The sequence below is a fragment of the Stappia indica genome, assembly GCF_009789575.1.
GTDB lineage: Bacteria > Pseudomonadota > Alphaproteobacteria > Rhizobiales > Stappiaceae > Stappia > Stappia indica_A.
Genome location: NZ_CP046908.1, coordinates 1,721,035 through 1,734,242, shown reverse-complemented (window position 1 = coordinate 1,734,242; position 13,208 = coordinate 1,721,035). Strand labels below are relative to the sequence as shown.

Genomic DNA, 13,208 nt, shown 5'->3' with positions numbered 1-13,208 from the left:
CTCCCTTGGTTGAGGCCGGCGGGCATCAGGCCCAGTCGCGGCAGACATATTTGAGGTCCATGAAGGCGCGCATGCCGTCTGCTGCGCCCTCCCGGCCGATGCCGGATTGCTTCATGCCGCCGAAGGGGATCGGCGCGCCGGTCACCTTGGTGCGATTGACGGCGATCATGCCGTAGCGCAGGGCCCGCGACAGGCGGTAGATGCGGCGCGGGTCCTCGCTGTGAACATAGGCGATCAGGCCGTACTCGCTGTCATTGGCGATCCTGACAGCTTCCTCCTCGCTGTCGAAGGGGCGGATCGCTGCGACGGGGCCGAAGGTCTCCTCGCGCATGATCAGCGCGTCATCGGGCACGTCGCACAGCACGGTCGGTGCGTAGAACAGCGGGCCGGCGGGAAGGCGCTTGCCACCGGCGAGAAGCTTTGCCCCGCGCTCCAGCGCATCGGCGACATGCGCCTCCTGCTTGGCGACCGCGCGCTCGTTCATCAAGGGACCGATGGCCGGGTCCTCAAGACCCGGTCCGACGGTGAGTGCGGCACTCGCCTCGGCGAAGCGCTTGCAGAAGGCCTTGTAGAGCGGGCGGGCGACGAGGAAGCGGTTCGCACCGAGGCAGTCCTGGCCGGAGGTCGCGAACTTTGCCTTGACCGCTTCCGCGACCGCGCGCTCCAGATCCGCATCGGAGAAGACGAGGAAGGGGGCATGGCCGCCCAGTTCCAGCACCAGGCGCTTCACCGTCGAGGCCGCCTGCCGGTAGATCAGCCGCCCGATCTCGGTGGAGCCGGTAAAGGACACGGCGCGCACGCGAGCATCGTCCATCCAGGCGCCGACAATGGTCGCCGCATCGCCGGTCACCACGTTGAACACGCCTGCCGGAAAGCCGGCGCGCTCGGCCAGCTCCGCCAGCGCAAGCGCCGAGAACGGGGTCTCGTGCGAGGGGTGGACAAGGACGGTGCAGCCGGCGGCAAGGGCCGCTGCGGCCTTGCGGGTGATCATCGCGCAAGGGAAGTTCCAGGGCGTGACGAGAGCGGCGACGCCGACCGGCTCGAGCCAGGTCTCCATCTCCGCATCCGGCAGGTGCGAGGTGACGCTCTGCGTGTCGGGCCGGCGGGCTTCCTCGGCATAGAATTCAATGAAGGCGGCGGCATAATCGATCTCGCCGCGCGCTTCGGAAATCGGCTTGCCCTGCTCCAGCGTCATCAGCCGGGCGAGATCCTCGCGGTTGTCGCAGATGAGCTCGAACCAGCGGCGCAGCAACTGCGCCCGCTCCTGCGGCAGGAGGGCGGACCAGACGGAGAAGGCCTTATGGGCAGGATCGATGGCGGCGCGCGCCTCGTCGGCGGACAGGCTCGCCACGTCGCCCAGCCGGCTGCCGTCGGCCGGGTTGCGCACCGGGAAGGTGCGGCCGTCCGTTGCCGCGGACCAGCGGCCGGCAATGTAGGAAAACTGCCTGAGCAGACGGGCGTCGTCGAGAAGGGGGGCGGTCCGTTCCGCCGACCTGGTGTTCGGTGCCGTCATGTTCCGTCTCCCGCATATGACTGGGGTCAGTGCGCAGCATGGGGCCGCGACAGGGAGAGGATGGGGCAAAAAAGGGGGAACAAGCGTCTGAAGCGGGCCGCCCGTGTAGACGATTCGTCTTTTTTGCGGCTGGCCGGCAGACCGATCAGTCTCCCTTGCCGAGCAGCAGATCGAAGGGAGGGGCATGCCCCGTCTTCACCGGCTTGGTGACGATGTAGGTGTAGTAGCGGGCGAGCCCGAGGCCCTGGTCGAGCAGGCGGTCGATCAGCCGCTGATAGCTGTCGACGTCGCGCGTGACCACCTGCAGCAGGTAGTCGAAGCCGCCGCCAAGGGCCCAGCACTGAACGATCTCCGGATAGGCCTCCACGGCCCGCTCGAAGGCCTGGAAGGCCGCGGAACTGTGGTTTTCCAGCTCCAGGGTGACGAAGACCGTGACATGGGGCGCGGTCTTTCGCAGGGCGACATCGGCCCGATAGCCCTCGATGACCCCGGCTTTTTCGAGCCGCTTCAGGCGCTCCCAACAGGGGGTCGGGCTGAGGTTTATCCGGCGCGCCAGCTCCGCCTTGGACAGGCGGCCCTCGCGGGAAAGAACCTTCAGGATGGCGATGTCGCGGTCGTCGAGGCGGATCATGCAGGCGTCATAGCGGGATTGGGGCAGGAGAGTCCATCTGCCAGAGGATGCCGCAGCGTTCAAGCTGCGGCCGGGACGCCTTATTCTGACGGGTTTTCAAATGGTGGGGAGAGCGTGCAGAGTGCACCGATGATTTGCCGGGTCGCCATGCGAGCATCCGGCCGTTGGGGAGTGACAGGAATGCCGGCGACTGAACTTCCGTTTTCCGACGCGGAATTCTCAAGGCGACTTGAAAAGGTGCGCAAGGCAATGCGCGAGCGGGACATCGACGTGCTGTTCGTCGAGGACCCTGCCAACATGTCCTGGCTGACCGGCTATGACGGCTGGTCCTTCTACGTCCACCAGGGAGTGCTCGTCTTCCACGATGCCGATCCCGTTTGGTGGGGGCGCCGGCAGGACGCCAATGGTGCCGTGCGCACGGTCTGGATGCCGGACGAGCGGGTCGCCTTCTATCCGGACCATTATGTGCAGTCGACCGTCCGCCACCCGATGCAGACCCTGGCGGAGCTGATCCGCGAGGCCGGCCACGGCACCGCGCGGATCGGCGTGGAGCTGGAGAACTATTATTTTTCCGCCAAGGCCTTCCTGACCTTGCAGGAGGAACTGCCGCAGGCGACCTTTGTCGATGCGACGGCGCTGGTGAACTGGCAGCGTGCGGTGAAGTCCGACGAGGAACTGGTGTTCATGCGCCGGGCCGCGCGGATCTCGGAGAAGATCATCGACGGCATCTTCGACCGGATCCACCCCGGCATGCGCAAGACGGACCTCGTCGCCGACATCTATGCCGATGCGATCCGCGGCACGGAGGATGCCTGGGGCGATTATCCCTCCATCGTTCCCCTGCTGCCGAGCGGATCGGATGCCGCCGCTCCCCACCTGACCTGGGACGGGCGCCACATCGCCGCCGACACCGCGACGTTCTTCGAGATCGCCGGCTGCTATCGGCGCTACCACGTGCCGTTCTGCCGGACGGTCTATCTCGGCAAGCCGCCGCAATATCTGCTCGACGCGGAAAAGGCGCTGGTCGAGGGACTGGAGGCAGGTCTTGAGGCAGCGCGCGCCGGCAACCGGGCCAGCGACATCGCGCAGGCGCTGGGCGCTCCGCTGGAGCGGGCCGGCATCGACCGGGCGGCGCGCTGCGGCTATCCGATCGGCGTTTCCTATCCGCCGGACTGGGGCGAGCGGACCATCTCGCTGCGTCCGGGCGACGACACGGTGCTGGAGGCGGGGATGACCTTCCACTTCATGCCGGGCCTTTGGATGGACAATTGGGGCCTCGAGATCACCGAGAGCATCCTGATCCGCGAAGACGGGCCGGCGGAGTGCCTGTGCAACCGCCCGCGCGCGCTCTTCGTCAAGGATTGAGGCGGCGGGACGGACCGGCATGGCACTGATCGACGACACCAAGACCCTGCTCGGGGAGCTGATCTCCTTCGCCACCGTTTCGAGCGACGGCAACCTGGAGCTCATCGCCTGGGCCGCAGACCGGCTGGGAGACCTCGGCGCCGAGACCCGGGTGATGGTCGACGAGACCGGGAGCAAGGCCAACCTGTTCGCGACCATCGGTCCGAACGAGGATGGCGGCATCGTGTTGTCCGGCCATAGCGATGTCGTGCCGGTGGCGGACCAGGACTGGTCCTCCGACCCGTTCCGCATGCGCGAGGCGGACGGGCTGCTCTACGGGCGCGGCACCTGCGACATGAAGGGGTTCATCGCCGCGGTGCTGGCGACGGCCCCGCTCTTTGCCGCGGCGAACCTGTCGCGGCCGGTCCACATCTGCCTGACCTACGATGAGGAAGTGGGCTGCCTTGGCGCGCGCAAGCTGGTGAGCGAGCTGCCCGGAATGGGCGTGCGGCCGTCACTCGCGGTGATCGGCGAGCCGACCGAGATGCGGATCATCGAGGGGCACAAGGGCTGCTGCGAATACACCACGAGTTTTCGCGGCCTGGAGGGGCACGGCTCGGTTCCCGATGCAGGCGTCAATGCGGTGGAATACGCGCTGCGCTACGGCATGCGGCTGATGGAGCTGAAGGAACAGTTGAAGGGGAGGGCGCCGGCCGCCAGCCGCTTCGATCCGCCCTGGACGACGCTGCAGCTCGGGCGGCTGATGGGAGGGGTGGCGCACAACGTCATCCCCGGCCTCGCCAGCCTCGACTGGGAGATGCGCCCGGTCACCGAGGCCGACCGGGCCTTCGTCTGCGAGGCCATCGACGCCTATGTCCACGACGAGCTTTTGCCGGCCATGCGCAGCGTGCATCCGCAGGCCTTGATCCGCCGCGAGGTGGTGGGCGAGGTCGCTGGCCTCGAGCCGGTCGAGGAAAACGAGGCGCGCCGCATCGTCGCCGAGCTGACGGGCGCCAACAGCGCCGATGTGGTCTCCTTCGGGACCGAGGCGGGCCTTTTCCAGCAGCTTGGAATGTCGGTCGTCGTCTGCGGCCCGGGCTCGATTGCGCAGGCGCACAAGCCGGACGAGTTCGTGTCGCTCGATCAGCTCCAGGCGTGCCTTGCGATGCTGGAGCGGCTGGCCGGGCGGTTGACGGTTTCCTAGTAGACGCGCCCGGACTGGCAGCGCGGCTTACCGTTGCCTGTGGCCGAGCAGCAGTGCCTGCATCACATAGGCGAGGATCGTCAGCCCGACCGCCCCTGCGGCGCCGATCAGGATCATGACGATCACGTCGATGGGGCCTCCCAGGTCGGAAAATCCCGAGTTGGTGATCGTCAGCACGAAGAAGATCGCGGCGATGGCGCCGACCGGTGCCAGTAATTCTGCCCGCAGAAGCCAGCGGCCGACGAGCCGCCGTTCACGCAGCAGAACGAAGAGGAATGCCGCGGTGACAAGCGCGGCCGCCGCGACGAGGGTCCAGAACAGGCCGGTGCCGAACATTTCCTCGAACACGGCCAGCAGGGTGGAAAGCGTCATTTCCTTCATGGCGTCCTCCTGTCAGGCGCGTCCGCGCAGCATTGCGTTATAGGTGGCCTTGAGGGCGATTTCCTTCATCAGCCAGGACACCCAGAGTTCCTCCAGCGGAGCGATGAGCCCGGGGAAGGACGGGACGAGATTGTCCTTGTAGTCGAACTCCACCAGCATGGCCCGGCCGACCCGGGTGATCAGCGGGCAGGAGGTGTAGCCGTCGTAGCGGGCGGTGCTTTCGCGGCCGGCGATCTGCGCAGCCAGCTGGTCTTCCACGACCGGCACCTGCCACTTCACGCTGGCGGCCGTCTTTCCCTTCGGCACGCCTGCCACGTCGCCAAGCGCAAAGACACTGGGATAGCGCAGATGGCGCAGCGTGTGCTTGTCGACCTCGAGCCAGCCATCCGCTGCGAATGGTCCCTGCTGCCAGGACAGCGGACTGTTGAAGCGGATGGCATCGGGTGCCCGCATTGGCGGAATGACGTTGGTGAAGTCGTAGCCGACCTCCTTGCGCCCCTCGGGGGTGTCGAAGGTGGCGATGCGGCGGCCTGGGTCGATGGCCACCATCACATGGTTTTTCACCGTCTCGAAGCCTCGGTCCTCGAACAGCATCCGGACCTTCTCGTTGACGATCGGCACCGAGAAGAACGCGCCCGAATGGGCCGCATAGATGATCTTCACCTTGTCGCGCGTGCCCTTGCGACGCGCGGCGTCATCCGTGAGGAAGGCGTATTTGAGCGGTGCGCCGGCGCATTTCATTTCGGTTGCCGGCCGGGTGAAGAGAGCGGTGCCGCCCTTTTCCACGAAGCGGCTCATTTCGGCGAAGGTGGCGGCCGCCTGGTCGGGCCCTGCATAGACCGAGCCGATGCCGTTGCTGCCGATGAGATCGGTCGACATGCCTTCGATGGCCTCGTAGTCGAGTTTCAGGCCGGTTGCGACCACGAGGAAGTCATAGGTAAGCGCGCGGCCCGACGTGGTGACGACACGTCTGGCTTCCGGATCGATCTCTGCAGCTGCCTCCTGGATCCATTCCGCCTTGCGGGGCAACCACTCCGCCGTCATCGAGACCGAGTAGGAGGCGGGCTTGAGGCCTGCGGCGATCAGGGTGAAGCCGGGTTGATAAAGATGCGCCTGACGCGGGTCGAGGAGTGTGATCCGCGCGCCCGGCAAGCGGGCCGTCAAGCGGTTCGCAAGCGCGGTTCCGGCTGCACCGGCGCCGAGGATGACGATACGTGCGCCGGTCGGTACGGGCTGGGCCTGTATCGGCCCGCTGTGTGTCGCTGCGGCCGAAGCCGCGGCCACAAGGGCGAGAAACTGTCGTCTGTTTGCAAGCAAGGCCTGTCCTCTCGTCCCAATGAAGGCAGCAGCACGCGGCGCTGCGCCGAGTTTATTATTTATTTCTAATTATCGAATATAAAAATGCAACGCATTGATCTTTCGCAAGGTGCGGCAAATTCTAACGTAACGTCAATTTCAGCCGTTGGGCTCGGTTGCGACCGAAAGACTGACGCGGTCCGCCGCAAAGCGGCTGTGGCTGGCCTGGATGGGATATCCCTGCCCGTCGACGTTCAGCGAACGGGTGAGCAGCACCACGGCCCCCGGCTGCAGGGCAAGATCCACCCGGTCGGAGGCGGTTGCCGGCGCTGCCGAAATCTCCGTCGACTGGCGCACGTAGTCCGCCACGCCGCAGGCCGCCAGCGCCCGTGTGATCGAGCCTTCCCGGCGATAGGCCTCGGGCAACCCGGAGAACCGGTCCGCGTCGAACCAGTGGACCGCACGGGACAGGGGAACGCCGTCCGCCTCGCCAAGCGTTTCGAGCCGAAGCAGGGGAGCGCCGGCAGCCAGCCGCAGCTGCGCCGCAAGCTCGGGCGTCGCGTTTTCCTGCGAGACGCCGACCAGTCGTGTGACGGCCTGGGCCACCTGACCGCCGAGGCCGGCGGAAAAGCGGGTGCGGGTGCCGATCGGATAGGTCACGCGGCGGCGCGGAACGATGGTCGTGCCGCGCCCCTGCACGGTCTCCACGACGCCTTCCCGGGCAAGCGCCGCCAGGGCCTGCCGTACCGTGTGGCGGTTGACGTCGAAACGCGCGGCCAGCACGGCCTCGGTCGGCAGGCGTCCCGTGTCGTCATGATCGCCATTGCCGATGCCGGCGCGAATCTCGTCGGCGATCTGCCGCCACAGGGCGACCCCCGTCTGCCGTTCAATTCCACTCATGCGTGTCCTTTCGCCGCCGCTTCGGCTTTGGGTCGTGAACTCATAATTCTGGCGAGAAACGGTCTGCGCGAACCTGATCGGATACAAGGAGCAAGCCCGCAGGAAACCGTCCGGTTTTCAAGGTCTTGCGACGCCGTTGCCGGCAGGTTCGCGCAGACCCGGAGGGCGTCGGCCCGACTTCGATCTGCGGCGTCGGGCCGCTCGGGCGGGGGGGGCTGCCCCGGCCATCACGCTCCTCCTGGCACATCATTGCCGGGCCAAACGCCGTTTCCGGCACAATTATGAGTCCACGACCTAGCCCTTCTAGCAAGCCAGGAGGTCGACAGCCAACAGAAGCGGAGCCGAAGCGACCGGGTTTCGCTGACCGGGGAGCGGTGGGGTGGGGCTTGCCCTGTCATGCCGCCGTCACGCGGAGCTTGTAGGGTCTGTATTGTCGGTTGTCTATAATACTAGACAAATATAGACGGCAGGTGTAGGGACACTGGGCGCGAAGGTGGCTGCTGCCATTGCGGGGCATGAGAGCCTCCCGGGCGAGTGCGAAACTGAAAACGGAGCGGCACATGAGGGAAGCGGAAACGCAAAGCGAGGCGGGGCCTGGCCTCAAGCGGCTGATGGACGTTCTGGCGGCCTCTCCCGGCGGCGAGATCGCGGCCTGCGCGGCGGCGCTCGGCGCGTTGCCGGAGGCGATGCCGGTGCGCGGACCCGAGATCGGGCTGGTCATGGTGCGCGGCCGCATCGGCGGCGACGGTGCTCCCTTCAACCTTGGAGAGGCGGCGGTGACGCGGGCCACCGTCCGGCTCGCCGGCGGCACCGTCGGCCACGCCTATGCGCTGGGACAGGACAGGGCAAAGGCGCGCCTTTCTGCGGTGCTTGCGGCCATGTGGAGCGACGGCGCGCGCCGCGACGACATCGAGGCGCACGTGTTGGCGCCGCTGGCCGCCGCCCGCGCCGATGAGGTCTCCCGCGTCAAGCGCGAGGCCGCCGCAACGCGCGTCGACTTCTTCACCATGGTTCGCGGAGACGACTGATGTCCGAAGCCGTTCTTTCCACGCTCGCCGTGTCCGGCGGTTTCAACGATCCGGTGTTCGAGGCGCAGGGCGTCTTCCGCGCCCTGATGGATGCGACCGCACGCCCCGGCACCCTTCACGATCTTCCCGTCTCCGTCGCACCGCCCGCTCCCCTGGGGTCGGGCTCGGGCGCCATCGCGGTGTCGATGTGCGATCCCGATACGCCGGTCTGGCTGGGCGATGGCGCCGACAGCGAGGGTGTGCGGGCTTGGCTGTCCTTCCAGTGCGGTGCGCCGGTGGTGCAGGAGGCGGACAAGTCCACCTTCGCTTTCGCGCGGGCCGTCGCCATGCCGGCGCTGGACGCCCTTGCCCTGGGGACGCAGGAATATCCCGACCGCTCGACGACGCTGGTGGTCGAGGTGGATGCGCTGGAGGGCGGCGCGCACCTGATCCTGGAAGGTCCCGGCATCGACGGGCAGCGGGTGGTGAGCCCAGCCGGCCTGCCTGAGGATTTCGCGGCGCAGCGCACTGCGAACCGGGCGCTCTTTCCGCGCGGGGTCGACATCGTGCTCGTCGCCGGACTGCGCATCATGGCGCTGCCGCGCAGCACGGTCGCAAGGCATGCCAACGAGACGGAGACGGGCTGATGTATGTCGCAGTCAAGGGCGGCGAGGCGGCCATCGCCAACGCCCACAAGATGCTGGCCGACCGCCGCCGCGGCGACCGGTCCCTTCCCTCGATCACCGTCGAACAGCTCGTCGAGCAGCTGGCTCTGGCCGTCGACCGGGTGATGGCGGAAGCCTCTCTCTATGCGCCCGAGCTTGCCGCGCTGGCCGTCAAGCAGGCGCGGGGCGACATGATCGAGGCGATCTTCCTTCTGCGCGCCTATCGCACGACCTTGCCGCGCTTCGGTGCCTCGTTGCCGGTCGAGACCGGCGAGATGGTCGCCGAGCGGCGGGTTTCGGCCACGTACAAGGACTTGCCGGGCGGGCAGGTTCTCGGTCCGACCTTCGACTATACGCACCGCCTGCTCGATCCTGCGCTTGCCGGCGACGAGGCGGTGGAGCCTGCCCCGGCGCGCGACAGCGAAGGCGAGCCGCTGACCCGCGTCGCCGACATTCTCGCGCAGGAAGACCTGATCGAGCGGGCCTATGCGGGAGACCCGGCCGAGATGCCGCAGGAACCCTCCGGCGACCTGACGCGCGAGCCGATGGAGTTCCCGATGGCGCGCGATCTGCGTCTTCAGGCCCTTGCGCGCGGCGACGAGGGCTTTCTGCTGGCTCTCGGCTATTCCACCCAGCGCGGCTACGGACGCACGCATCCCTTCGCCGGCGAGATCCGCATCGGCGAGGTCGAGGTGGAGATGGACGTACCGGAACTCGGCTTTGCCGTTTCGCTCGGCCGCATCCGTGTCACCGAATGCCAGATGGTCAACCAGTTCGCCGGTTCGGCGAAGCTCCCGCCGCAGTTCACCCGCGGCTATGGCCTCGTATTCGGCCAATCGGAGCGCAAGGCGATGGCGATGGCGCTGGTCGACCGGTCGCTGCGCGCGGGCGAGTTGGGCGAAGACCGCGTCGCCCCGGCGCAGGACGAGGAATTCGTCATCTCCCATGCCGACAACGTCCAGGCGACGGGCTTCGTCGAGCATCTGAAACTGCCGCACTATGTCGACTTCCAGGCGGAACTCGATCTCGTCCGCCGGATGCGAGCGGAATTCGAGGCGCGGCGGGGAAGCGAAAGCGACACGCAGGAGGCCGCCGAATGAGCGCTGCAACCGCACTTGGCGAGGACCTCGCCACCTACAATTTCGCCTATCTGGACGAGCAGACGAAGCGGATGATCCGCCGGGCGATCCTCAAGGCCATCGCCATTCCCGGCTACCAGGTGCCCTTTGCCAGCCGCGAGATGCCGATGCCCTATGGCTGGGGTACGGGCGGCGTGCAGGTGACCGCCTCGATCATCGGGCCGCAGGATGTCCTCAAGGTCATCGACCAGGGGGCGGACGATACCACCAACGCGGTGTCGATCCGTGCGTTCTTCCAGAAGGTGGCCAATGTCGCGGTGACCACGAAGACGCGCGAGGCGACGATCATCCAGACGCGCCACCGCATCCCGGAGGAAAAGCTGCAGGCCGGGCAGGTGCTGGTCTACCAGGTGCCGATCCCCGAACCGCTGCGCTTCCTGGAGCCGCGCGAGACGGAAACCCGCAAGATGCATGCGCTCGAGGAATACGGCTTGATGCACGTCAAGCTCTACGAGGACATCGCCCGCCACGGCCATATCGCGACCACCTATGCCTATCCGGTGCTGGTGTCGGGTCGCTATGTGATGGACCCGTCGCCGACGCCGAAGTTCGACAATCCGAAGATGGACATGAGCGATGCCCTGCAGCTGTTCGGCGCCGGTCGCGAGAAGCGGATCTACGCCATTCCGCCGCATACAAGGGTCGTCAGTCTCGACTTCGAGGACCATCCCTTCGAGATCCAGACATTCGACGAGCCCTGTGCCCTGTGCGGTGCCGAGGGTGTCTATCTCGACGAGGTGATCCTCGACGACCGCGGCGGGCGGATGTTCGTCTGCTCCGATACCGACCATTGCGAGAGCCGCCGGGCCGACGGTCACCGCGGCCGTCTGTCGCCGGACGAGGCCTATATGGGCCATGGCAAGACCGAAGGGGAGGCGGTGTGATGACGATGCTGGATGAAACGCCGCTTCTGAGTGTCGAGGGACTGTCGCGCTACTACGGCGAACGGGTTGGTTGCCGGGATGTCTCGTTCGAGGTTTATCCGGGCGAGGTTCTGGCCATTGTCGGCGAGAGCGGCTCGGGCAAGACCACGCTGCTCAACTGCATCTCGACCCGGCTGGAGCCGAGTGCTGGCAGCGTCAGCTACCGCATGCGGGACGGCGAAAGCCGCGATCTCTACCGGATGAGCGAGGCCGAGCGGCGCCTGTTGATGCGCACGGACTGGGGCTTCGTGCACCAGAACCCGGCCGACGGGCTGCGCATGACCGTCTCGGCCGGTGCCAATGTCGGCGAGCGGCTGATGGCCGTCGGCGAGCGGCACTACGGGCGCATTCGCGACACGGCCACCCACTGGCTGTCGCGGGTTGAGATCGCCGCGGATCGTATCGACGACCAGCCGCGCGCCTTCTCCGGCGGCATGCGCCAGCGATTGCAGATCGCCCGCAATCTCGTGACCGGGCCGCGTCTCGTCTTCATGGACGAGCCGACCGGCGGGCTCGACGTTTCGGTGCAGGCGCGTCTGCTCGACCTGCTTCGCGGTCTTGTCAACGACCTCGGCCTTGCTGCCATCGTCGTCACCCACGATCTCGCGGTCGCCCGGCTGCTGTCGCACCGGATGATCGTGATGAAGGATGGCCGCGTGGTCGAGGAAGGGCTGACCGACCGCGTGCTCGACGATCCGCAGGCGCCTTACACCCAGCTTCTCGTCTCTTCCATTCTGCAGGGGTGATCATGTCCGATCCCGTCAATCGAAATGCCATTGCCGTAAGGTCGAGTGCTCTGTCGAAGTCCTTCTGCATGCACCTGCAGGGCGGCCTCGAACTGCCGGTGGTGGAGGAGGCGTCCTTCGAGGTGCACGCTGGTGAGTGCGTCGTGCTCGGCGGTCCTTCGGGCGCGGGCAAGAGCTCCATCCTCAAGATGCTCTACGGCAACTACGCCGCAACCGGCGGGGAGATCCTGATCCGTCACGGCGAGACAATGGTCGATCTCGTCACGGCCTCGCCGCGGCTTGTACTGGCCATCCGCCGCGAGACCCTTGGCTATGTCAGCCAGTTTCTGCGCACGGTTCCGCGTGTCGCGGCAATCGATGTGGTTGCCGAGCCCCTGGTGGCGCGCGGTATCAACGCGGATGTCGCGCGGGAGCGGGCTGCAACAACGCTCGAGCGGCTCAATCTGCCGCTACGGCTCTGGCAGCTGCCGCCTGCGACCTTTTCGGGCGGCGAGCAGCAGCGCGTGAACATCGCTCGCGGCTTCATCACCGATCACCCGGTATTGCTGCTCGACGAGCCGACGGCCTCGCTCGATGCGGCCAACCGGCGTGTCGTGATCGAAATGATCGCGGAGAAGAAGGCGCGGGGCGTGGCGCAGATCGGCATCTTCCACGACGAGGAAGTGCGCGAGGCCGTTGCAGACCGGATCATCGACGTGCGCGGCTTCGCGCCGGCGCGCGCAGCCTGAGGAACGGGGCATGGCACGACTTTCCGAAACTCCGTTCATCCATCCGACCGCCGAGGTCAGCGACTGCGAGTTCGGCTGCTATACCGAGGTGGATGCGCGGGTCAGCATCAGCGAGACCCGCATGGACGACTACTCCTACGTGATGCGCGACGCGATGATCTGGAATGCCGAGATCGGCAAGTTCGCAAACATCGCTGCCTGCGTGCGGATCAATGCCACCCACCATCCGATGGAGCGGGCAACGCTGCACCATTTCACCTATCGGGCGAACGACTACTGGGACGATGCGGACCAGGAAGCGGACTTCTTCCGGCGGCGGCGGGCCTTGAGGGTCCGGATCGGCCATGACGCCTGGATCGGCCACGGTGCCACCATCCTTCCCGGCGTGTCGGTCGGCAATGGCGCGGTGATCGGATCGGGGGCCGTCGTGTCGCGGGACGTCGCGCCCTACACCATCGTCGGAGGTGTCCCGGCGCGGCTGATCCGCGAGCGATTTTCCGCGGAAACCGTCGCGCGAATGCAGGCGCTTGCCTGGTGGGACTGGAGCCATGAACGCTTGCGCGAAACGCTCGAAGACTTCCGAAGTCTCGATGCGGAAGCGTTCCTGGAGCGTTACGAGACTGGCCAGTGAAGTCGTGAGCCGTCGAATTACTGCGCTGTATCCGGCAAACGTCAGGGAACTGTCATAAAACCGCAGATTCCCTGTCATCTATACCGAGTACGCAAGCTTC

At 66.7% G+C, this 13,208-nt stretch carries 14 protein-coding genes; 9 read left to right on the top strand and 5 right to left on the bottom strand.

Annotated features, from left to right (window positions below; all coding sequences use genetic code 11):
* Nucleotides 1-25 precede the first annotated feature (25 nt).
* Together GH266_RS08165 and GH266_RS08160 are read right to left on the bottom strand one after the other, a co-directional pair.
* On the bottom strand, nucleotides 26-1,513 hold the full coding sequence (locus GH266_RS08165) for an NAD-dependent succinate-semialdehyde dehydrogenase (protein ID WP_158193450.1): 1,488 nt from the start codon (nucleotides 1,511-1,513) through the stop codon (nucleotides 26-28).
* 145 nt (nucleotides 1,514-1,658) lie between these two features.
* On the bottom strand, nucleotides 1,659-2,144 hold the full coding sequence (locus GH266_RS08160) for an Lrp/AsnC family transcriptional regulator (RefSeq protein WP_199270474.1): 486 nt from the start codon (nucleotides 2,142-2,144) through the stop codon (nucleotides 1,659-1,661).
* A 180-nt stretch (nucleotides 2,145-2,324) separates the two neighbouring features.
* On the opposite strand from GH266_RS08160, the gene doeA reads away from it, so the two are divergent.
* Entirely contained in the window at nucleotides 2,325-3,509 is a 1,185-nt protein-coding gene (gene doeA, locus GH266_RS08155; RefSeq protein WP_158193449.1) for an ectoine hydrolase DoeA, read from the top strand.
* A gap of 19 nt (nucleotides 3,510-3,528) precedes the next feature.
* Nucleotides 3,529-4,692 carry an acetylornithine deacetylase gene (gene argE, locus GH266_RS08150; RefSeq protein WP_199270473.1) on the top strand — a complete coding sequence of 388 codons (1,164 nt, stop codon included), beginning with the start codon at nucleotides 3,529-3,531 and terminating at the stop codon, nucleotides 4,690-4,692.
* 27 nt (nucleotides 4,693-4,719) lie between these two features.
* Here argE and GH266_RS08145 read toward each other — a convergent pair whose 3' ends face one another.
* The 3 genes from GH266_RS08145 to phnF form a co-directional block, all read right to left on the bottom strand.
* Entirely contained in the window at nucleotides 4,720-5,073 is a 354-nt protein-coding gene (locus GH266_RS08145) for a DUF5368 domain-containing protein (RefSeq protein WP_158193448.1), read from the bottom strand.
* A 12-nt stretch (nucleotides 5,074-5,085) separates the two neighbouring features.
* Entirely contained in the window at nucleotides 5,086-6,390 is a 1,305-nt protein-coding gene (locus tag GH266_RS08140) for an NAD(P)/FAD-dependent oxidoreductase (RefSeq protein WP_158193447.1), read from the bottom strand.
* 138 nt (nucleotides 6,391-6,528) lie between these two features.
* Nucleotides 6,529-7,269, bottom strand: a complete 741-nt coding sequence (gene phnF / locus GH266_RS08135) for a phosphonate metabolism transcriptional regulator PhnF (RefSeq protein WP_158193446.1) — start codon at nucleotides 7,267-7,269, stop codon at nucleotides 6,529-6,531.
* Nucleotides 7,270-7,829: 560 nt separating this feature from the next.
* Between phnF and phnG the strand changes: the two genes are divergently transcribed.
* The 7 genes from phnG to GH266_RS08100 are packed head-to-tail and all read left to right on the top strand — an operon-like array spanning nucleotide 7,830 to nucleotide 13,108.
* Nucleotides 7,830-8,297 carry a phosphonate C-P lyase system protein PhnG gene (phnG, locus tag GH266_RS08130; protein WP_244953795.1) on the top strand — a complete coding sequence of 156 codons (468 nt, stop codon included), beginning with the start codon at nucleotides 7,830-7,832 and terminating at the stop codon, nucleotides 8,295-8,297.
* Nucleotides 8,297-8,923, top strand: coding sequence for a phosphonate C-P lyase system protein PhnH (gene phnH / locus GH266_RS08125; RefSeq protein WP_158193445.1), 627 nt, complete (start codon nucleotides 8,297-8,299; stop codon nucleotides 8,921-8,923). The genes phnG and phnH overlap by 1 nt, the downstream gene beginning before the upstream one ends.
* Complete coding sequence (locus tag GH266_RS08120; RefSeq protein ID WP_158193444.1) at nucleotides 8,923-10,041, top strand: carbon-phosphorus lyase complex subunit; 1,119 nt, start codon at nucleotides 8,923-8,925, stop codon at nucleotides 10,039-10,041. Before phnH ends, GH266_RS08120 begins: the two co-directional genes overlap by 1 nt.
* Nucleotides 10,038-10,964 carry an alpha-D-ribose 1-methylphosphonate 5-phosphate C-P-lyase PhnJ gene (locus GH266_RS08115; protein ID WP_158193443.1) on the top strand — a complete coding sequence of 309 codons (927 nt, stop codon included), beginning with the start codon at nucleotides 10,038-10,040 and terminating at the stop codon, nucleotides 10,962-10,964. The genes GH266_RS08120 and GH266_RS08115 overlap by 4 nt, the downstream gene beginning before the upstream one ends.
* An 8-nt stretch (nucleotides 10,965-10,972) precedes the next feature.
* Nucleotides 10,973-11,749 (top strand): phosphonate C-P lyase system protein PhnK, encoded by a 777-nt coding sequence (gene phnK / locus GH266_RS08110; RefSeq protein ID WP_209001629.1) that lies wholly within the window; start codon nucleotides 10,973-10,975, stop codon nucleotides 11,747-11,749.
* A gap of 2 nt (nucleotides 11,750-11,751) precedes the next feature.
* Nucleotides 11,752-12,477 (top strand): phosphonate C-P lyase system protein PhnL, encoded by a 726-nt coding sequence (gene phnL, locus GH266_RS08105; RefSeq protein ID WP_158193442.1) that lies wholly within the window; start codon nucleotides 11,752-11,754, stop codon nucleotides 12,475-12,477.
* Between the two features lie 10 nt (nucleotides 12,478-12,487).
* Nucleotides 12,488-13,108, top strand: a complete 621-nt coding sequence (locus GH266_RS08100) for a DapH/DapD/GlmU-related protein (protein ID WP_158193441.1) — start codon at nucleotides 12,488-12,490, stop codon at nucleotides 13,106-13,108.
* Nucleotides 13,109-13,208: the final 100 nt, after the last annotated feature.

Bases quoted from the DNA above. Each gene is read 5' to 3' on its own strand.
- GH266_RS08165 (WP_158193450.1), bottom strand. From the start codon at position 1,513: ATGACGGCACCGAACACCAGGTCGGCGGAACGGACCGCCCCCCTTCTC.
- GH266_RS08160 (WP_199270474.1), bottom strand. From the start codon at position 2,144: ATGATCCGCCTCGACGACCGCGACATCGCCATCCTGAAGGTTCTTTCC.
- doeA (WP_158193449.1), top strand. From the start codon at position 2,325: ATGCCGGCGACTGAACTTCCGTTTTCCGACGCGGAATTCTCAAGGCGA.
- argE (WP_199270473.1), top strand. From the start codon at position 3,529: ATGGCACTGATCGACGACACCAAGACCCTGCTCGGGGAGCTGATCTCC.
- GH266_RS08145 (WP_158193448.1), bottom strand. From the start codon at position 5,073: ATGAAGGAAATGACGCTTTCCACCCTGCTGGCCGTGTTCGAGGAAATG.
- phnF (WP_158193446.1), bottom strand. From the start codon at position 7,269: ATGAGTGGAATTGAACGGCAGACGGGGGTCGCCCTGTGGCGGCAGATC.
- phnG (WP_244953795.1), top strand. From the start codon at position 7,830: ATGAGGGAAGCGGAAACGCAAAGCGAGGCGGGGCCTGGCCTCAAGCGG.
- phnH (WP_158193445.1), top strand. From the start codon at position 8,297: ATGTCCGAAGCCGTTCTTTCCACGCTCGCCGTGTCCGGCGGTTTCAAC.
- GH266_RS08120 (WP_158193444.1), top strand. From the start codon at position 8,923: ATGTATGTCGCAGTCAAGGGCGGCGAGGCGGCCATCGCCAACGCCCAC.
- GH266_RS08115 (WP_158193443.1), top strand. From the start codon at position 10,038: ATGAGCGCTGCAACCGCACTTGGCGAGGACCTCGCCACCTACAATTTC.
- phnL (WP_158193442.1), top strand. From the start codon at position 11,752: ATGTCCGATCCCGTCAATCGAAATGCCATTGCCGTAAGGTCGAGTGCT.
- GH266_RS08100 (WP_158193441.1), top strand. From the start codon at position 12,488: ATGGCACGACTTTCCGAAACTCCGTTCATCCATCCGACCGCCGAGGTC.